We start from the raw sequence: 17,876 nt of genomic DNA on the forward strand, positions 1-17,876 counted from the left end.
CGGCTTTTTGCGCCCTGCATGTCGTGTGGGCAATAAGGGAGCCGATGCCGTCAGGCACGGTCAGGCCTGGCTCTGCAAACACACGCCGATGGATCGGACGACCAGCCAGCCTCATTAACTGCACGGCAATAAAACCCTGAATATCGCCCTTTTTTTGCAAGCCCTGTGCTGCGCCTGACAACCGCCATGCGGGTTGGCGCGCGCCTGCGCGCCCGGATCGAGGGCCACGGGGACCCATGCAGGATGCATGGGGAGCGGCCCGACCCGACGCAGCGCGGCGGGGCGATGCGGCTCAGGTCTTCGGTTTCTGGGGGTATTTGCGCTTCAGGTCTTCGAGCGCGGCGCTGGTGAGTTTGGGGCGGTCGTATTGCTGCGCCTCCAGCTTGATTAGCTGCATGCGGGGCAGATGCGGAAACTCGCGCGCCAGTTCGTCGAGGCTTTTGATTCCGTCGTCCGTTGACGAGGGCGGAGGCGCTTCGGTGACCGGTTGACCGGGGCGCGGGGTTTCGGGCAGCGCTGGCGGGTTGTGAATGCGGCGCGGCGAGGTGCGGCCCATTCGTTTGCGGATGCGATGCAATGCGTTATCGAAGACCGGGAGGGTCATCGTGAAGCCCCCCTTATGGAGGCGTTCGAGCAGTTCTCTGCGCGAGACGCCCCGGGCAAGGGCTGCATCGATATGGTCGATCAGGTCGGCAAGCTGCGCGGTCTCGGATCGAGCATGACTGGTTTGCGGCGCTTGCGCCAGATCGGCGGCGATGCTGGCGATGTCGAGCTTGGTCATGGTGGGCGGTCGCGACAGGATGACTGATTCTGCTACATAAATGCTATATGGTCAAAAAGACTTGCTATGGAAACGGTGTGGAACCGCTTTATCATGGTTAACATGCGCTCAATATCGGCTAGAGTGGCGCTATTCGATTTCTGTGCGAGGCACGTCTGATATGTTTACACGCTGCTACGCATCGTGCAAAATATCCGTGCCAAAGGGGTCTTCCCCTTTGAAACCCCGGCGGCCACTGCCGCCTCCTGAACTCCACAGGAGCGCCGATGGAATCGGAGATGGTGAAGATCGTGGTCGAGGTCGCGCAGAGCGACAACCCCAGCTTTGACGACGACAAGATGGTCATCGTGATGGAGGTGGATGTCGCGGATCGCGAGACGGCACGAGCGCTGTTAAGGCAGGCAGAAGCCGATGAACGCAGCATCGCGCATCTCGGTCAGACGATCGAGGAAGGCGAGGTATGGATCTCGATCGAGGACGATGTAGTCGACGATCCCAGCCCGTGTTTTCATCGAGCGGACGCGGTGGATGCGTTAGAGATGTACCTGGGTATTGCGCCGGGTATCTCGAAGAGGGCGCTTGCGAAGGCGAACGTGAACCGGCTCTATCGGGAAATCGAAGCCGAGAAGGCCCGCGAAGCCTGTGAGGCACAAAGGGGTGTCGATGCCACGCGCGAAGAGTAACGGCGGTGTGGGACTCGGTAAGCCCATCGCGTTCCGATTGTCGGAAGCGGACCGTGCCGTGTACCTTGAGAAGGTTGCCGCGTCGGGGCTGACTCAATCCGAGTTTTTTCGCCAGGCCGTGTTGACTAATCGCACGCAGGTGATCGCGCGCCCAAAGGCGAGCGACGACCGGAAGCGTCTGCTGTACGTGTTCAACAAGACCAGCAACAACCTTAATCAGCTCGCGCATCGCGCCAATTCCGAGCACGTGCGCGGCAAGCTGTCTGAGGCGACCTACGAGCAGATGCTCGATCAATTGCAAATGATCTCGCGCTATTTAAAGGCCACGCTGGCCCAAGTCGAGTAGGGTGGATTAATCATGCTCATTCGCATCCGAGGTTATCACGATGGCATTAAAGAGTATCTGGAGAAAGGCCAGAAGAAGGATCGTGAATTTAATCGTGATGAAATGGATGAGCGAGTGATTCTTGCGGGTGATCTTGATTTTACCAATGAGATTATTCAATCCATTGAAACGGAGTCGGAACGATATCTGAATATCACTCTCTCATTCAAAGAGGATGAAGTATCGCGCGACGTGCTGCAGCAAGTTGTTCGCGACTTCGAGGCGTTTGCGATGTCCGCTTTTCGGCGCGACGAATACGCCTTCTATGCCGAAGCTCATGTTCCACGTTTAAAGAGTTACGCCGATCGACGAAGCGGAGAGCCGATCGAGCGGAAGGTCCACGTCCATATCGTGCTGCCGAAGGTGAACCTGCTCACTGGGCAACGGCTCGATCCGTTCGGCCTGGTCGATCGGCAGGTACGATTCCTTGAGGCGTTTCAGGAACACACCAACAACCGGTTGGGGCTGGCGAGCCCGAAAGATAACCGGCGCGCTGAATTTAATGACGCGTCGGAGATGATCAGTCGCTACAAGGGCGACGTGTTTGCCGGGGCGAACCGCGAGCTGAAAGCGGCCATTCTCGACGCCATGATGGTGCGGGGCATTACGCGGTACGAAGACTTTCAGGCGCTTCTTGCCGAGTTTGGCGAGACACGCACGCGCAATCCGGGGCGAAGCCGCGAATACGAGAACGTGAAGCGGGAAGGGGACGCGAAGGGTGTCAACCTCAAGGAGTATGTGTTCACGCGTGAGTTCATCGAGCTGGGTGCCGAAGCGAAACGCGAGGCTTTGGTCGCTAGTCTGAACCCGAAATACGAGGCACCCGGAGTGCCTCGCGAGACGCCGGCGGCGATGCTTGAGGCGTTGCGCGAATGGCATGAAGTGCGTGCACGCGAAGCTAAATATCTCAATAGCGGCAGTCCGTTTTACAAGGTGTATCAGAAGGCCTCGCCGGAAGAACAGCGCCGGATCCTGGTCGAGCGCGAGGCGCGCTTTTACCACCCATTTGGAGGGCATGATGGCAAAGAAGAACGAACCAGCTCGCGACGAGACCACCGATTCGAGCAATGGCAGCCATGGCGAGGAATTGGACACCCTGGTCCCGGTGATCGACGAGGATGGGGTGATCCACGAGATGCACGAGAGGCCACACGAGAGCGAGGGCAAGCCGAGTGGGACCGAGCATGGGGCCGAGAATGGTCGGCGCTCGAGCGGGAGCACGAAACGCTCATCGAACAGGGGTTCGTCGGACGAAGGCGGGCCCGAGCGGATCGTGACGATGACGTTGAGTTCGATCGACCCGGGCCGTCGGCCGAATCCATCGACGGTATGCGAGGTGTGCCCGGCCGGCGTGTGGATGGCGGCACCGCGCGAAGTGAAATGCTACTGTCGGATTCTGCACATGTTCACGTGGAAGACGACGGAGCCGACGGAGTTGACGCACTGCGACGGCCTCGCGATCGCGATGGAGAAGGAGGAGTAGAGGATGCATCAGACGAAAGATCAGGTGACGGATCGAGCGACGAATCAATCGACGGGTCAAACGACACGTCAAGCGAGCCCCGAAAAGAGCCGTTGGCGGAGCGCGGCGAAGGCTGGCGCACGGTGGTTGAACGGATGTATGCGGCGTATGAGCACGCGGACAGTGCAGAGCGCGCACGGCTCATTGCCACGAGCGCGGAAAAATTCGCACGAGAAAAGTTCGGCCTCAAAGGCGGTGGCAAGCTCCCCCGCGATTTCGACCCGGACACTGAGCCGCGCAGTCTGGCTCAGGTCAAGTCGCTGGGTGGTGTTGCGTCGCTTTCGTTTGACGGCCCAGCGGCCGGTGCTCAAGGCGGCATTGCGGGTGCGAGCGATGGCTCAAGCGACTCAAGCGGTAGACGGTCGCGCATGGCGTCGCCCGATTCGCCGGGCGTTGCGGATCACCCATACCGTTTCGATGGCGCTGATGGGGCTTATGAGGCCTTTGGCGAGCCACCGAGCACCGCCGAAGCCTCACGCGGCATGCCGGCGATCGCGACGCCTCGCGACGTCGACTTATTGCAACCTGATGGAGACATATCGCAACTAACGATCCCCCCGCAATCCGCCACTGGACGGCAAGCCGATTCGGTGCGCGACCAGTTTGCACGCGACCTGGCTGAAGCCCGTTCGGCGCGCAGCGATGCCACGCGCTCGGAGTTTCAAGAGATCAAAGCCACGCTCGATGCGTACCGGCTTCTCGGGGCTCTTTCACACTCGCACGGGCTGGTCGTCGGAAAATATCAGATCACGAAGGGGCGCGACGGTAGCGACCGGATTCAGGCCGGCACGCGTCACCTGAATGTCTCGGATTTTCTGACGAAGGAGATGAATTTGCCGTGGTCGGAGGCCGCCCGGTTGATGCGCGAGCAATACCGGGCGCAAACCGGACTCGACCCCGTGCACGCGCCGCGGCGCACGCCGCAGCAGGATCTGTGGAGCGAGTTTCAGGACTTTCGGAAACAGTACAGCGATGCACTGCGTGCCGAATGGCTGGAGCAGGGTGCTAATGAGCAAGCGCGACGCGGTGCTATCAAATCGACTTTTTATGCGAAGCGCAGTGCCGTCGTCGACAACACCGCATTGTCGCTGGCTGCTCGCCGCGGAGCTTTGTCAGTGGCTCGCGTGGAGCGGGTTGAAGCCGAGGCCATCTTGCGAAAACAGATCGCTCGCGAGCGGGATGCATTGAAAGCCGCGATGCGGCGACCATTGACGGACCAGTACCGGGACTTCCTGCAGGAAGAGGCGCAACTCGGTAACGTGCGGGCACTGCGAGAGCTGAGAAGGATGCAGCCAACTCAGCCAACGCAGCGAACGGGCGACGAACGCGAGAGCCCCGGCATCGCGTTCGGGGGGAGCCATCGGATCAGCGCCAACGAGCCGAACGAAATCATCTACAGCGGACCAGTCATCACGCACCACGTGCAGGAAAACGGCAACGTCGACTACAAGCGCGATGGCGCGGCGCTGATGGTCGACGAAGGTCGTACCGTACGGATGTGGGTCTACGACCGCGACGCAATCGAGATCGGGCTACGCCTCGCACAGCAGAAGTTCGGGCCAACGCTCACGCTTGCCGGTCCCGAGGAATTCAAGATGGCAGCTGCGCGCGTCGCGGCTGAGGCGCGCATGAATGTGGATTTTGATGATGAGGTGTTGAGCGGCATTCTGCATGCGCGGCGCGCCGAACTGGATGCCGAGGCAGAAGACCGGCGCGCGCTCGAACGCGAGCGGGATGACGCCGCGCGTCGTCAGGAGCGTGACGAACTGCCAGCGCGAACTTCGAATCGGGACGCGCCCGGCGCATCGGAACAGCAGAGAGAGAATGACGATCCAGAACCCGACCCGGACGAGCCTGATCAGCCAGAAATTGATCGATAATCATCGGCGCGACCACGTTCAGTCACGACTAAAAAGCACAATTTAAAGGCAAAAACCTATGGCACGTTACGGCATTGTTCCGAGAGGCGAACCTATTAACGCAGTGATATTTCAGGGCACGCCGTCGCAGCTGATCAACCTGCCGGCCTTCGTCAAAGGCGCGGTTGCCATCTTGGTCATTGGTATCGGCTTCGGATATGCGTCAACCCAGTGGCCCGTGCCATGGTTCATTCCCGTGCTCGCTGTCCTTCTGGTGCTTGGCGGCATCGGACTCGCGTATCTGCAGGTCAGATTCACTGAGTTTGAAATCGACGTAGAACGGATCACCTGTCGCAAGGGCATCCTCAATAGAACGGTGCAGAGCGTCGAGTTGTTCCGGATTCAAGACGTGACCTCGGTTCATCCTTGGTGGCAACGCATGTTCGGAATTGGCGCAGTCGTCGTGATGACGAGCGATTCGAACAACCCGGCGTGGCGATTGCCGGGGATGAAGGACGCGGAACAATTGCGCAACGAGCTTAACCGCGCGGCGATCGCATTGCGCGACGTAAAAGGCGTGCGAGAAGTCAATATGGGCCGTGTCTAGCTGTGGACAGTGCCAGTCGGTCGGTTGTTCGTAATGGCTGATGTCGACAGTCGCAATGCCGCTAAGGCCGGTTGCCTCGGACCAACGCCTCCGGTATCGTGACGCGTTCGCCATGCACCGCGTCGGCGGGGCGCTAAGTAAACTCCGAGAGGATGAATATGAACAAGCAAGAACTGGTTGACGCTATCGCATTGGCCGTTGGCACAAGCAAGGCCGCCGCCGGCGAGACCATTGACGCGTTTGTCGCCGTTGTGACGCGAGCCGTCGCCGAAGGCGACGGTGTTCAGCTGGTCGGCTTTGGCACCTTCAGCACCGGCCAACGTGCGGCGCGCACCGGTCGCAACCCGAGGACCGGTGAAACGATCCAAATTGCGGCTGCAAAAACCGTCAAATTTACGGCGGGGAAAGCGTTCAAGGATTCGGTGAATTCGTAAGGGCATTCGGCGTATTGCCGCGGTTGTTCCACAACCACATGTCGAAACAATGGCTCATTGCTTGTACACGTGGGGCTGGGTCGGCGACCCTTGAAACTGTTGTTCGGTTCGGCGCGTGAGTTTCTTGCGCCGGCAGTCATGCACTCACCGGCACTGACCACGAGCGCCGAAGAAGCGAGATGCAAGTCTGTCAGACGAGATCAGCTTCGGGTGTTACAAAAGACTTGTCCACGGCGACCGCCAGGTTCAAAAGCTCCACAAGCTCGCTTGGACGACTCGACTCAATTTCGGTGTCGCCGATTCTTAGGCGCAACTTGCGACCGGCTCGCCCTTGCACCCAAGCACGTGCCGCCGCGACAAGCGGAGGTCCGATGGCTTGCATAACCGGCAAAAGAAATTCGCCGACGAATCCGTCGCCGCCACCTTGGCCGTCCGTCTCAAAGCAGACTGCGACAATCACGTCCCCCTCGGCGCGAGCCAGGCTATAAAACTGCCGCAGTTCGGCTTGGTATCCAGGACTGAACGAGGCCTCGTCCTGCGTGGCGCGAACCAGCGTTAGGCGGTGACCTTCAATGGCAACCATGCGTTCCCCGAAAATATACTGATGGCCGAAGCTATCACATTAAGAAGTACATTCCAGCGGCGCGGACTTGTTGAGATGGTAAGGCAGAACGAGAGCTCTTATTAGGTACATCTATTGTATTTGTCGGCCGCACGAGGCCGTAGGGCGCGCGACCCGGCGCCTCGATCGGCGTCCATGCCATACGTGAGGGACCGCGCTGCCAAGAGCGTAGCCGCAGACACGGCCATCAGAACGACACTGACTATTAGTTCCATAATTCGATAACACTTGAAAGATAGAATCGTTAAAACTATGATGTGTCAGTGGGTGCAGATTTTTGGGCGTATGCGTCACCCATCTGGAGATGAGCGACGCATATGGATGTGGTCTCATCCATCTTGCGGTCGTGCTCGCCGGCTGCCTCCAGGCGGTGCAGCTAGCGAAACGTATGACGGTATCGGCTGCGCAACTGGTGAAGTGGCAGCGCAAGAAGTCCGATTTTTCCTTTATAGGGTCAATTGTGAATTGATCGGCAGTCTGTCTCGCGGTGCAATGGAAGAGAGTTGCACCGCCGGGGTTTAGTCGTCGCGCCGGGCACCGCACTACTCTGGAGAAAGATTATGAAACGCATGCACGTCCACGTAAGCGTGGCAGACCTAGCGGTTAGTGTTCGCTTTTACTCGGCGCTTTTTGCTGCTGAGCCGTTGGTTTTAAAAAGCGACTACGCGAAATGGATGCTCGACGATCCGCATGTGAATTTCGCGATTTCGCAGCGCGGTGCCGAATCTTCCGAAAAGGGTGTGGATCATCTTGGCATCCAGGTCGAAACAGAAGCCGAATTAGCCGAGATGCACGCACGTCTCAGCTCGGCTGACCTACCTGTTGAGGCGCAGCTCGGGGAAAATTGTTGCTATGCGAAATCTGACAAATACTGGAGCGTCGATCCGCAAGGCGTCGCTTGGGAATCGTATCGGACGCTGGACACCATTCCCACCTACGGACGATCGCACAAGGATGCAACGAGGGACCTAGGTTGCTGCAATCCGATGTCGGCTTTACAGCAAAGCGATTCGGGTAGCTGCGCGAAGACCGAGAAATCCTCATGTTGCTGACGGTATGATGCAATTCTTTCCAGCATCCGCACGGGATATGAACAGCGTCACATCGCTGCTGAGGTGGAATGCACTGCCCACCGGCGATATCGACATCGACAAGCTTAGTCACTTTCTCGTATGCAGGGATGACGCGGGCGAACTGCAGGCGTGCGCCGGGGCGGAACTGTTTGCCGATATCGCATTGCTACGGTCAGTCGCGGTCGTAGAAGCGCAGCGGTCGAAAGGTTTCGGTGGCGCAGCAGTGGACGCGGTCGAACGATATACCGCGGCGCGCGGTGTCCAGGAGTTGTACCTGCTGACGACGACCGCCGCTTTGTTTTTCGAGCGTCGCGGTTATCGGCGAGTCGACCGACAGGGCGTACCGGAACCGTTGCGACAGACAGCCGAATTTGCGTCCCTTTGTCCGTCGTCTGCAATTTGCCTATGTAAGACCGTGGCCGCAACAACGGCAATTCGATGATCCAAGTGATCTCGACGGCGCCAAAATGCCAAATTGTGCTGCACGAGGATTTTGAGCCGCCTCGAGAGCGTGCTGCTTGATCCTAATTTCGAACCGCGGTCAAAGTCGGTCCCTCACGAATGGTGAGGATACCGATGCGATTATATGAGATCAGCGTCGGCTGAATTTTACCTTTCCTATGCGGCGACGCCCTGCAAATTTTGATCGGCTCTAACTGTCCTGGCGCGACTTAGTCCCGTGGAACTCAACTCGGCAAAACCGTCAGATGCAGAGACTTTGAATACCGACACGGACTCCATCACTTGCGCCGCTTGGTCCATCAGAGACTGAGCTGCTGCCGCAGCCTGTTCAACAAGCGCTGCGTTTTGCTGCGTCACTTCGTCCATTTGCGAGACCGCCTGATTAACTTGCTCTATCCCGCGACTTTGCTCGTCGGAAGCATCCGAGATCTCACAGACAATGTCTGACACCTGCTGAATTGCGAACTTCATTTTCCCGACGCTAGCTCCGACATCGGCAGCCTGCGTCGCGCCGACTCGAACAGTGACAACTGACGAATCGATGAGCTCCTTAATCTCCTTTGCTGCGGCCGATGAACGCTGAGCAAGACTCCGAACCTCGCTCGCGACGACCGCAAAACCTCGCCCGTGTTCGCCTGCCCGAGCTGCCTCGACCGCTGCGTTCAACGCCAGGATATTGGTTTGGAACGCAACGCCTTCAATCAACGCCGTGATCTCTGAGATCTTTGTAGAGTTGTCACTGATCTTGCCGATCGTGGCTAACATTGATTGAACAGCTGCGTGCCCGGACCCCGCCGTGTCGACGGCTCCTGACGCGAGGGCGCTAGCTTGTCGCGCGTTGTCGGCATTTTGTTTTACCGTCGCAGTGAGCTCGGTCATGCTCGACGCAGTCTCCTCCAACGACGCCGCCTGTTCTTCAGTTCGCGACGACAGGTCGACATTGCCCGCCGCAATTTCCTTCGTCGCGGTACTCACGGAATCCGACGACGAACGAACGAGCGCGAGGACACCGGAAATTCGAGCTATCAGGGCGTTATAGGCAGACGCCGCGAGTCCAATCTCGTCCATAACGCTGACTGGTATGCGGCGAGTAAGGTCCAACGACTCGCTTGCTGCGAGAAGCACGGCCTTCATACCACGAAGGCTCGCTCGAATATGCGTGAGTACGCGAAAGGCCGTCACGGCAGTAAAGAGCAGTATCAATGCAATGCCAACGGCCAACGTTGTCACGGACCTTGTGTAGGCAGCGGCGTTGCCCGTTCGCAGATCGTCCGCAAGTCGGATCTCATATTCGATATGGGATGCGATGCCTGCGCGAAGTTTTTTGCTCGCAGCATCAAGCGGTCCATCTCCATACAGCATGGTTTTTGTCGCTTCCAGGTCGCCTGCGCGCGACGTCTCCATCAGCTTAAGAGTTCCGGCTTTATAGGCTTCGAGATTGACCCTGTCGGCGTTAAGCAGATTCGCGCCACCTTCGCCAAGGTCCTGCGTATTCGCCGAATCTGAGAGCAACCGATCCAGGCCGGTTTTCTTCTCAGCAACAAGGGCCTCAATCTTGGACTTGCCCGCAGCGTCGGAAATCAGCGCATCACGGTATAAGAGAATCCGGATGTCAGTGAGATTGGCTGTTACCGCATCAAGCGTCTTGATGGATGGCAAAACGTTCGCGTAGATGCTTTCGAAGCGGCTTTGTGACTGTCTCAGTTGAAACAGCCCGTAGGCGCCGGTCACCACAAGCGAAGCGGTACAGATGCAGAAAGCCACGGTGAGTCGATTCACAATGTTCATTGTGCTATCCGGTTTGGTTGTATTCGCACCGACGCAGCGGCGGTCTCCACGCAAAAGTTGCACGTGTTCTTTATCTCGATATATCCGGTTTAACGGAAATGTTAGGACGTTCTTTAATCCTGAATTGCCCTAATTCTCGGGATGACTGATTGTCGATCGGCCGACAGGCCGTCGGCAGGGTGGGGCAGTTACCCGACTGCTGATTTCGAGTTGAGCATCGGAGCAAGCGCAGAGGCAGTGAGGACGAAGTTGTTGGACCCAAGGAGGTAGGATTGGGGCGGACGCATCGTTCTGCCTCGGGCCCGCTGCGTCGGCTATCCGTTTAAGCTACTCGTGCAGTTCCGTCCAAGTGAGGGCCGCATTGTATTCGGCTGCATGTCCAACTGCCGGTGCGAAAGCTCTCGTGCCAGCTCGCCAACACCTCAAGACGCATCCGACCCGACCTGGTACTTCGAGATTTCGAACTCGTAGACATCTTCCAAGGGTGGAAAATTTCGACTCATCCAGTATTATCGAAGTATTCACTACGTAAAATCCCATGTCGAAAGAAACTCCAACAACACCAATTCTCGTGGATGTTTTAGTCGTTGGCGGCGGACAATCAGCGCTCGCCACAGCCTACTTCTTGCGCCGAGCGGCTGTCAGTTACCAGGTCCTGGATGATCAACCGACTCCCGGCGGCGCATGGCAGCACGCTTGGGATTCGCTTAACTTGTTTTCGCCCGCGCAATGGAGTTCACTGCCTGGCTGGTTGATGCCTTCAACGCCAGACGAGTATCCGTCGCGCGATCACGTTGTTCGATACCTGGCCCAATATGAAGAGCGCTATGACATCCCGGTGCGTCGTCGTGCGCGGGTGATCTCGGTGTCTCGTGAGGACGACGGGCTGCTCGTTTCGACGGACGATCGCCAATGGCTTGCAAAGACAGTCGTCAGCGCGACCGGGACATGGAACTGTCCGTACATTCCGACGTATCCAGGCCAAGAGAGATTCAAAGGCATCCAAGTGCATTCGGCGCAATACGAGAGCCCGGAGCCGTTCACGGGAAAGGATGTGCTGGTGATCGGTGGAGGTAACTCGGGAGCACAGATCCTAGCCGAACTATCACACGTCTGTAACACGACGTGGGTCACAGTGGAGGAACCGACGTTTCTGCCAGATGACGTGGATGGACGCGTTCTCTTTGAACGCGCGACGCAGCGGTGGAAAGCACGAGCAGAGGGTAGGCCCGATCCGGTCCAGAACGGCGGCCTCGGCGACATCGTTATGATCCCGCCTGTTCGGGAAGCGCGCGAACGCGGCGCTATGCACTCAGTGCGGCCGTTCTCCAAGTTCGTCGACGACGGCGTAGTCTGGCCGGATGGGGCGCGCTCGCATGTTGACGCGGTATTGTGGTGTACGGGCTTTCGACCTGCACTGAAGCACTTAGCACCGCTGCATCTCTTAAATGATGCAGGCCAAGTAGACGTGATCGATGGTCGAGCGATGCAGGAGCCAAGGCTTTGGCTGGTCGGTTATGGCGAATGGTGCGGTTTCGCCTCGGCAACGCTCATTGGTGTCATGCGAACGGCAAGGTCAACCGCGGCACAGATCTCCAAATATTTGCACTCAATCGAAAAGGAAATTTCATGAGCGTCACCATCTATCACAATCCAGCATGTGGCACCTCGCGCAACACGCTCGCCATGATTCGAAATGCGGGCATCGAACCGACAGTCATCGAGTATTTGAAGATACCCCCGAGCCGCGAAATCCTCACAAAGCTGATCAAAGAATCGGGTTTAAGCGTGCGTGAGGCGATACGGCAAAAAGGGACCCCCTATGCGGATCTCGGTTTGGACGACCCCATGCTCAACGACGAGCAACTCATCGACGCTATGCTGGAACATCCGATCCTGATTAACCGGCCGTTCGTCGTCACCCCCGTTGGTGTACGGCTTTGTCGTCCGTCGGAGATCCTGCTAGACATCCTTCCCGAAGCGATCACGAAGCCTTTCACGAAGGAGGACGGAGAAGTAGTCATCGACGAACAGGGAAAACGAGTGAGTTGATCAAGCGTTGTCAGCCACCGAGCAGCGACATTTCAGCATGGCGCTGTTCCGACTTACCCGTTTCCTTCCCCCGCTCTTCCGAGTATCGGTCACTGCGCGCTCGCCAGAGGTTCCGAATTTCTTGCTGAATCTCTTCTGGACCTGCGCACCGCCGCAACGTGGGGCGCAGGTCAAATCCTTCAGCGCCGAAAAGGCACGTGAAGAGTCGCCCGTCTGCCGTGAGGCGAAGGCGGGTGCAATCTGCGCAAAACGGCTCGGTGACACTCGAAATAAACCCTACGCTGCCCATGCCGTCTGCGAACTGAAACGTGCGTGACGTCGCGCGATCTGATCGGACTCCGTCACTCGCAAGCGGGAAAACCCTGTCGATGCGCTCGACCAGTTCTGCGGACGGCACGACCTCCCGCATGTTCCACCGATTAGTGGCGCCCACATCCATGTATTCGATGAACCGAGGCGTTACGCCCGTCCCACGAAATCGGCGAACGATCGGAATGATTTGGTCCTCGTTCACGCCTCGCTGGATGACCGTGTTTATCTTGATATTTTCCATGCCGGCCTCGATGGCCGCATCGATTCCATCGAGGACGACATCTATGTCAACGGTCGAACCGCTCATGGCCGTGAAAACCTGCGCATCGAGTGCATCCAGGCTAACGGTGAGACGCTTCATCCCGGCATCGCGCAGGCTGCGAGCTTTACGACGTAGCAGCGAGCCATTGGTCGTTAGAGTCACTTCTACTGGACGACCGAGCGGTGTGCGAAGCGTGCTGAGCCGTGCGACCAAGAGCTCAATGTCCTTGCGTAACAACGGCTCACCACCGGTCAACCGGAGCTTCTCGACGCCTGCTGCGATTGCTGCCGTCGCGACCGTTTCGATTTCCTCGAACGATAGAATTCGGTCCCGCGGCAAGTACTCATACTCTTTGCCGAACACGTCGCTCGGCATGCAGTACGAACAACGGAAGTTGCACCGGTCTGTCAGTGAGATTCGGAGGTCCCGCAGGGGACGGCGCAGTTGGTCAGTTGCGAGTCCTGCCAAATGCGGCGCGCCTGCTATCACGGGCCGCAGCAATCGCATGTCCGATATCGGGATAATACGGTGCAGTATTGATGACATAGAGCCGCCTTGTCGCGTCACTGAGTGGGCGCACCGGCTAACACCCATGTCAATACAACCCGTAAGTCAGCGTCGCTAATGCCCGGGTTCGGCGGCATCGCCATGGGGCCCCAAACACCTGAGCCGCCGTTCTTGACCTTCTTCGTTAGGGTGGCAAGGGCGTCGGCGTCCCCTTTGTACTTCAGGCCGACATCGTGATAGGCCGGACCGACGACCTTATGGTCGACAGCGTGGCAGCTGAAGCACATGTTTTTGCTAGCGATGCCTTGCGCTTTTGCAGCATCAACATCTGCAAATGCGTGGGTAGTGGCAAACGCAGTCAGACAAACAGCGAGCAATCGTTTCATCGAATCGTCCCGTGATAAAAAAGCCGCGTGCATCCCTGCCCGCGGCGTAGTGAGGTCTATGCAAAACGGCGGCTCTTGAAGCTCACAGTTCGTTTGTAGTCTTCCATGGAGCCTACTCGGCGGAGGTTGGCCCACGTACCCTTGTAGTAAGGAATGATGTTGCGGTCCGTCCAGTCGGTAGTCACGTCACCCTGGATGCCATTCACGTACCCGAACATCATGAAGGTCTGATTTCGCTTGATTTCGGGCGTTGGATACGTCATCGCATAGGTGGACCCAAAGTCGTTGAACACCTCGACAATGTCGCCAGCGGCAAGATTCAGCTCCTTCGCATCGTCTGGATTGACTTCAATGTACGCCATCGGGTATCTCGCCCGTATGAACTCGTTGTATTGGTCGTGGTACGCGGTCTGCCAAACCTCGTTGTTACGGCCGTTGTTGATCCAGAAGCGATATTTTTCCTTTTGCTGGGCGACAGTTTTCGGCAGGCCGTTCCATGGCGCCGGTTTGAACTGCGCCTTGCCGTCAGGCGTGTCGAACTTCGAGTCGGTATAGAGCATCTCTGTCCCGACCAGCTTGCCGCCGGTGTACTCCTTCACCGGCAACTGCACGCCGTTGTTTCCCGCCACACGCAGACGTTCGTAGGTGACGAGGTTGCCGGTGTCGCCACCTTGGCTATCAATCTTTCCGACACCTGGTTGCCCGACCTGTCTGAACCCATCGTTAAAGGCGTCCTCCTCGCTCTTCCAATCGAAACCACTAAACCGGGCCACCATGGATGCGTTGCCCTCGGCCTGGTACATTGCCTTCAAGGTGTTCGCCATTCGTGCAGCGATGAGCGAATCAGGCATCGCACTTCCAGGCGGGTCCATAAACTTCTGGGATAGGCGCATCCGTCGCTCACCATTCATCGAGGTGAGATTAGCTTCTCCTGGATGCGCTGCCGGCAACATAAGGTGTGCCGCTTCGGCAAGCTTCGTTGGATAGAGATTTACGGAAGTCACGAAGAGGCCGCCCTTGCTGGTCGCGTCATAGATGACGTCGACCATCTCGGCATCCGTTGCTCCCTTCGCCTTTTGCATGGCTTGTTTGACGATTTGCGACCGACGCAGGACCGCCTCGCGCAGTGCTTCCGCATTGTTACTGGTCTGGAAATTGTTGCTACCCCACCAAGTCATCACGCGCCCCTTGTCGTGGATGAGTTGTTGGTCGATGTAGATTTTCGAATCGCCGGGGTACGGCGGACGGGTATATCCCTCCTGATGACCACCCATTCGGACGACACCTGTACCGCGGCGCCCAACGTTGTGCGTCGCCAGCACCAAGTCAACCAACGACGATTGAATCAGGTAGTTGTCATTGCCCCAGATGATGCCTTTCTCATAGGCGTGCATCGTGCGCGTCATCTGGCCCGAAGCCTTGGGTTTATACGCCCATTCAGCGGCGGTACGCAGCTTCTCGACAGGGACGCCTGTGGCTTTGCTGGCATCCTCCAGCGACATGCGGTTGGTCTGAACCGCCGCGTCGAAGCCGTTGGTGTGCTGGCTGATAAAGTCCTTGTCAATCCACCCTTGCTCAACGACATAGGTGAACAAGCCGTTAAACAACGCGACGTCAGTGCCGGGCTGAATGTCTAGATGCAGGACTTTAGCGGTTCCCGCCACGTTCTCAGCGATCGCGATCGTGGGCGTGCGACGAGGGTCGACGAATATAATTCTTGTCGCGGGCGTCACTTCGCCGGGGAACCTTTGTTTCTTCTTGTCGGCGGTACCTCCCTGCAGATTTGGAATCCAGTGATTCAGGAAGTAGTTAGTCTGAGTCTCGTATGCATTGTTGCCAACGGCCATAATGACGTCAGCGAGCTCGGCGTCTTCATACGAGTTGTTGAGTTCTCCGATGCCCATCTCGCGCGTGGCATGGCACTCCGAGTTGTACGCAGGCCTGTTATGGATACGCACCATTGGGGTCTGCAACGCCGTGAACATGAGCTTTCCAGTTGCCCAGGTGTTCTCAAATCCGCCGCCGGCACCGCCGTGGTCAAAGGCCGAGAAGACGATGCCACTTGGCCCGTCCTTGTCCAGCGTTCGTTTCAGTACCCCTGCGTAGATAGCCATCGCGTGATCCCAGTCGGTATCGACCCATTGGTCGCCCGCATACAAGCGAGGACTCTTTAGGCGATCGCGCGTGAGGCCATCGGCGTTGTACATATAAGTGGCCATCTTGCCGCCACGAGTTGAACTGAGTCCACTGTTCACGACGCATTGCTTGTCTGGAACAATCATGATGCGGTGCCGACTGCCATCGCGATCGGCAACCACGTTTGTCATGACGGGCGTGAGCGTCACGGCGAACGGCGGGAGCTGCTTGGTATAGTCCAGGCCCAATGCATTTTGATTCGGGCCGCGGCCTCCTTCCTCATTCTCGGGCCACTTGAAGACGTTGTACCCGCACCCTACGATGCAGAAGTGGCAGGTCATATTCGTGCGTTGCGCATTCACTGGTGGCAGCGTGATGCGGTCGTTTTGGTTGTCCATGTCGCCCCCTGATTAGAGTACGTTGGCTTGACGGCCGTATAGCATGCCGTCGATGCCGGTTGCCGATATCTTTCCGGTCTTCTCGTCATAGCTGAGTCGAATGCGGGGCAGGTTTTCCGTCGCCTGGCCGGCGATCATCTGCCCGGATTTCTCGGCATCGAACATGCTGTAATGGCAACCGCATTTGAAGGTGTTGGTCCCAGAGTCGAAGGCCACGGGGCATCCCATGTGCGTGCACATCACGCTATAGGCCACGATGTCTTTGTTCGGGCCAACGCCACCGGGTGCGGCAGCGCCGAGTTTCACTGCAACGCAAGGCGAAGACGCGTCTGGATACGTGAACTGCAGAGGCGTACCCTGCGCGAGTTGCCCCGCACTGGCAACCATTTTGGGGACGTATGGTAGTAGCGTATGGCTCGTCTGCGGGGCCGCCACGGCAGCTGGCGCTGCGGCGCACGCTGGCCTCACGATCACCGCAGCAGTTGCCGCAACGCTGGTACCTCCGACCTTCAAAAAGGTGCGCCGGGTAATGGTTTCTTTCGACATACCTGCTCCTTGATACCCACTTGGGCAACCGTTACTATCGGGAGTGCTAGGGCAAGCTCTATGCCAAAATCACTAAAACACCGTGCAGAGCCGCACCCAACGATTCCACGTCGCTAGAGATATGGGAATAAGTTTCGGGACGGTAACGGCAAGAGGGGGCGGGGATATGCAAGGGTTACCGTTGAGTAACGGCCGACGTAGGATACTTTGCGCCGCGGGTGCCGGCATTGTTACTGCGTGCAAGCCGGCTTTTTCTAAGGATGCTGCGTCGCAGCGGAAGATCTTGTTCGGCACAACTGCAGTTTTTCTCGACAACCAGGTGCGCCTTCTTGCGAAGTGGCGCTCGCGGCTCGAGGAGCAACTCGATCAAGAAGTGCAGTTCGTGCAGCGGGGCAGCTATGGCGAAATTACGGACTTGTTGTTAGCGGACCAACTGGACCTCGCATGGGTATGTGGCTATCCGTACGTCGAGCATGATGACCGGATGAAGCTTCTGGTCGTGCCTCAGTATCAGGGTAAGCCTCTATACAGGTCGTACCTCCTGGTTCCGACTTCGGATACCTCAACGAACAGCATCGTCGAATTGGGCAGCCGAGTTTTCGCCTACAGCGACCCGCAGTCGAATTCCGGTTATCTCGTCCCGAGGACCGAACTGATCAGGCACGGTATCGACCCGCGTCGATTTTTCAGCAAGGCGTTCTTCACGTTCGCCCACCGGAAGGTGGTGGAAGCGGTCGCGTCAGGTCTGGCCGCCGCCGGGGAAATCGACGGCTATGTTTTCGACACGCTAGCTAAGCAGATACCCGAGGCGGCATCCGGCGTGCGAGTTGCGTGGCGTTCTCCCGAGTACGGGTTTCCGCCGATCGTTACTCGTCGCAGCTTGTCCGTCGAGACGTATGCGCGCCTGCAAGCGGCACTGCTGTCAATGACCGAGGATGCCGACGGGCGCGACTTACTGTCCCGCCTGAACTTAGATCGCTTTGTTATCGCCGATGACGCTGTGTTCAATGGAATTCGCGGTCTCGTGAAGCTGTCCAACACGATGCCGACCTGAGGTCGCC

Annotated in this window: 17 protein-coding genes and 1 pseudogene; 10 read left to right on the forward strand and 8 right to left on the reverse strand. The window is 57.9% G+C overall.

All coding sequences use genetic code 11. The annotated features are described in order from the left end of the window. Window positions 1–292: 292 nt before the first annotated feature. Entirely contained in the window at window positions 293–781 is a 489-nt protein-coding gene (locus tag ACSQ83_RS26115; protein ID WP_436230124.1) for a hypothetical protein, read from the reverse strand. Between the two features lie 266 nt (window positions 782–1,047). Here ACSQ83_RS26115 and ACSQ83_RS26120 point away from each other — a divergent pair, with 266 nt between their 5' ends. The 5 genes from ACSQ83_RS26120 (at window position 1,048) to ACSQ83_RS26140 (ending at window position 6,271) form a co-directional block, all read left to right on the forward strand. Further along, window positions 1,048–1,464, forward strand: a complete 417-nt coding sequence (locus tag ACSQ83_RS26120; RefSeq protein ID WP_436230125.1) for a hypothetical protein — start codon at window positions 1,048–1,050, stop codon at window positions 1,462–1,464. Further along, window positions 1,445–1,810 carry a plasmid mobilization protein gene (locus ACSQ83_RS26125; RefSeq protein ID WP_120311653.1) on the forward strand — a complete coding sequence of 122 codons (366 nt, stop codon included), beginning with the start codon at window positions 1,445–1,447 and terminating at the stop codon, window positions 1,808–1,810. The genes ACSQ83_RS26120 and ACSQ83_RS26125 overlap by 20 nt, the downstream gene beginning before the upstream one ends. A 12-nt stretch (window positions 1,811–1,822) precedes the next feature. Continuing rightward, window positions 1,823–5,251 (forward strand): LPD7 domain-containing protein, encoded by a 3,429-nt coding sequence (locus ACSQ83_RS26130; protein WP_436230126.1) that lies wholly within the window; start codon window positions 1,823–1,825, stop codon window positions 5,249–5,251. A gap of 58 nt (window positions 5,252–5,309) precedes the next feature. Then, window positions 5,310–5,837, forward strand: a complete 528-nt coding sequence (locus ACSQ83_RS26135; protein WP_436230127.1) for a PH domain-containing protein — start codon at window positions 5,310–5,312, stop codon at window positions 5,835–5,837. A gap of 158 nt (window positions 5,838–5,995) precedes the next feature. Beyond that, entirely contained in the window at window positions 5,996–6,271 is a 276-nt protein-coding gene (locus ACSQ83_RS26140) for an HU family DNA-binding protein (RefSeq protein ID WP_436230128.1), read from the forward strand. A gap of 190 nt (window positions 6,272–6,461) precedes the next feature. Here ACSQ83_RS26140 and ACSQ83_RS26145 read toward each other — a convergent pair whose 3' ends face one another. Next, complete coding sequence (locus ACSQ83_RS26145; RefSeq protein WP_436230129.1) at window positions 6,462–6,854, reverse strand: hypothetical protein; 393 nt, start codon at window positions 6,852–6,854, stop codon at window positions 6,462–6,464. Window positions 6,855–7,453: 599 nt separating this feature from the next. Between ACSQ83_RS26145 and ACSQ83_RS26150 the strand changes: the two genes are divergently transcribed. Next, complete coding sequence (locus tag ACSQ83_RS26150) at window positions 7,454–7,945, forward strand: ArsI/CadI family heavy metal resistance metalloenzyme (protein WP_436230130.1); 492 nt, start codon at window positions 7,454–7,456, stop codon at window positions 7,943–7,945. A 37-nt stretch (window positions 7,946–7,982) separates the two neighbouring features. After that, window positions 7,983–8,408, forward strand: a complete 426-nt coding sequence (arsN2, locus tag ACSQ83_RS26155) for an arsenic resistance N-acetyltransferase ArsN2 (protein WP_436230131.1) — start codon at window positions 7,983–7,985, stop codon at window positions 8,406–8,408. Between the two features lie 176 nt (window positions 8,409–8,584). Here the strand turns inward: arsN2 and ACSQ83_RS26160 are convergent, their stop codons facing one another. After that, window positions 8,585–9,562, reverse strand: a complete 978-nt coding sequence (locus ACSQ83_RS26160) for a methyl-accepting chemotaxis protein (RefSeq protein WP_436230199.1) — start codon at window positions 9,560–9,562, stop codon at window positions 8,585–8,587. Between the two features lie 114 nt (window positions 9,563–9,676). Further along, window positions 9,677–10,216: pseudogene (locus ACSQ83_RS26165) on the reverse strand (MCP four helix bundle domain-containing protein); the annotation flags it as partial. Window positions 10,217–10,754: 538 nt separating this feature from the next. Here ACSQ83_RS26165 and ACSQ83_RS26170 point away from each other — a divergent pair. Beyond that, window positions 10,755–11,849 (forward strand): ArsO family NAD(P)H-dependent flavin-containing monooxygenase, encoded by a 1,095-nt coding sequence (locus ACSQ83_RS26170; RefSeq protein WP_436230132.1) that lies wholly within the window; start codon window positions 10,755–10,757, stop codon window positions 11,847–11,849. Further along, window positions 11,846–12,268, forward strand: a complete 423-nt coding sequence (gene arsC / locus ACSQ83_RS26175) for an arsenate reductase (glutaredoxin) (protein WP_436230133.1) — start codon at window positions 11,846–11,848, stop codon at window positions 12,266–12,268. The genes ACSQ83_RS26170 and arsC overlap by 4 nt, the downstream gene beginning before the upstream one ends. Before the next feature lie 10 nt (window positions 12,269–12,278). Here the strand turns inward: arsC and moaA are convergent, their stop codons facing one another. Genes moaA through ACSQ83_RS26195 form a run of 4 tightly spaced genes read right to left on the reverse strand, consistent with a single transcriptional unit; the run spans window position 12,279 to window position 16,815 of the window. Next, the gene (gene moaA / locus ACSQ83_RS26180; protein WP_436230200.1) at window positions 12,279–13,379 is read right to left on the reverse strand and encodes a GTP 3',8-cyclase MoaA; all 1,101 of its coding nucleotides are present in this window, start codon (window positions 13,377–13,379) and stop codon (window positions 12,279–12,281) included. 26 nt (window positions 13,380–13,405) lie between these two features. Further along, window positions 13,406–13,735 carry a c-type cytochrome gene (locus ACSQ83_RS26185; RefSeq protein WP_436230134.1) on the reverse strand — a complete coding sequence of 110 codons (330 nt, stop codon included), beginning with the start codon at window positions 13,733–13,735 and terminating at the stop codon, window positions 13,406–13,408. Window positions 13,736–13,791: 56 nt separating this feature from the next. Continuing rightward, window positions 13,792–16,269, reverse strand: a complete 2,478-nt coding sequence (locus ACSQ83_RS26190) for an arsenate reductase (azurin) large subunit (RefSeq protein WP_436230135.1) — start codon at window positions 16,267–16,269, stop codon at window positions 13,792–13,794. A 12-nt stretch (window positions 16,270–16,281) separates the two neighbouring features. Continuing rightward, on the reverse strand, window positions 16,282–16,815 hold the full coding sequence (locus ACSQ83_RS26195; RefSeq protein WP_436230136.1) for an arsenate reductase (azurin) small subunit: 534 nt from the start codon (window positions 16,813–16,815) through the stop codon (window positions 16,282–16,284). A gap of 283 nt (window positions 16,816–17,098) precedes the next feature. Between ACSQ83_RS26195 and ACSQ83_RS26200 the strand changes: the two genes are divergently transcribed. Continuing rightward, window positions 17,099–17,869 (forward strand): substrate-binding domain-containing protein, encoded by a 771-nt coding sequence (locus ACSQ83_RS26200; RefSeq protein ID WP_436230137.1) that lies wholly within the window; start codon window positions 17,099–17,101, stop codon window positions 17,867–17,869. The last annotated feature ends 7 nt before the right edge of the window (window positions 17,870–17,876 follow it).

It is taken from the genome of Caballeronia sp. LjRoot29 (genome assembly GCF_964252755.1).
GTDB lineage: Bacteria > Pseudomonadota > Gammaproteobacteria > Burkholderiales > Burkholderiaceae > Caballeronia.

What these genes read in the sequence shown, in the direction of transcription:
- ACSQ83_RS26140 (WP_436230128.1), top strand. Translation starts at nt 5,996, where the DNA reads ATGAACAAGCAAGAACTGGTTGACGCTATCGCATTGGCCGTTGGCACA.
- ACSQ83_RS26115 (WP_436230124.1), bottom strand. Translation starts at nt 781, where the DNA reads ATGACCAAGCTCGACATCGCCAGCATCGCCGCCGATCTGGCGCAAGCG.
- ACSQ83_RS26190 (WP_436230135.1), bottom strand. Translation starts at nt 16,269, where the DNA reads ATGGACAACCAAAACGACCGCATCACGCTGCCACCAGTGAATGCGCAA.
- arsC (WP_436230133.1), top strand. Translation starts at nt 11,846, where the DNA reads ATGAGCGTCACCATCTATCACAATCCAGCATGTGGCACCTCGCGCAAC.
- ACSQ83_RS26195 (WP_436230136.1), bottom strand. Translation starts at nt 16,815, where the DNA reads ATGTCGAAAGAAACCATTACCCGGCGCACCTTTTTGAAGGTCGGAGGT.
- arsN2 (WP_436230131.1), top strand. Translation starts at nt 7,983, where the DNA reads ATGAACAGCGTCACATCGCTGCTGAGGTGGAATGCACTGCCCACCGGC.
- ACSQ83_RS26150 (WP_436230130.1), top strand. Translation starts at nt 7,454, where the DNA reads ATGAAACGCATGCACGTCCACGTAAGCGTGGCAGACCTAGCGGTTAGT.
- ACSQ83_RS26160 (WP_436230199.1), bottom strand. Translation starts at nt 9,562, where the DNA reads ATGAAGGCCGTGCTTCTCGCAGCAAGCGAGTCGTTGGACCTTACTCGC.
- ACSQ83_RS26120 (WP_436230125.1), top strand. Translation starts at nt 1,048, where the DNA reads ATGGAATCGGAGATGGTGAAGATCGTGGTCGAGGTCGCGCAGAGCGAC.
- ACSQ83_RS26185 (WP_436230134.1), bottom strand. Translation starts at nt 13,735, where the DNA reads ATGAAACGATTGCTCGCTGTTTGTCTGACTGCGTTTGCCACTACCCAC.
- ACSQ83_RS26125 (WP_120311653.1), top strand. Translation starts at nt 1,445, where the DNA reads ATGCCACGCGCGAAGAGTAACGGCGGTGTGGGACTCGGTAAGCCCATC.
- ACSQ83_RS26170 (WP_436230132.1), top strand. Translation starts at nt 10,755, where the DNA reads ATGTCGAAAGAAACTCCAACAACACCAATTCTCGTGGATGTTTTAGTC.
- ACSQ83_RS26145 (WP_436230129.1), bottom strand. Translation starts at nt 6,854, where the DNA reads ATGGTTGCCATTGAAGGTCACCGCCTAACGCTGGTTCGCGCCACGCAG.
- ACSQ83_RS26130 (WP_436230126.1), top strand. Translation starts at nt 1,823, where the DNA reads ATGCTCATTCGCATCCGAGGTTATCACGATGGCATTAAAGAGTATCTG.
- ACSQ83_RS26135 (WP_436230127.1), top strand. Translation starts at nt 5,310, where the DNA reads ATGGCACGTTACGGCATTGTTCCGAGAGGCGAACCTATTAACGCAGTG.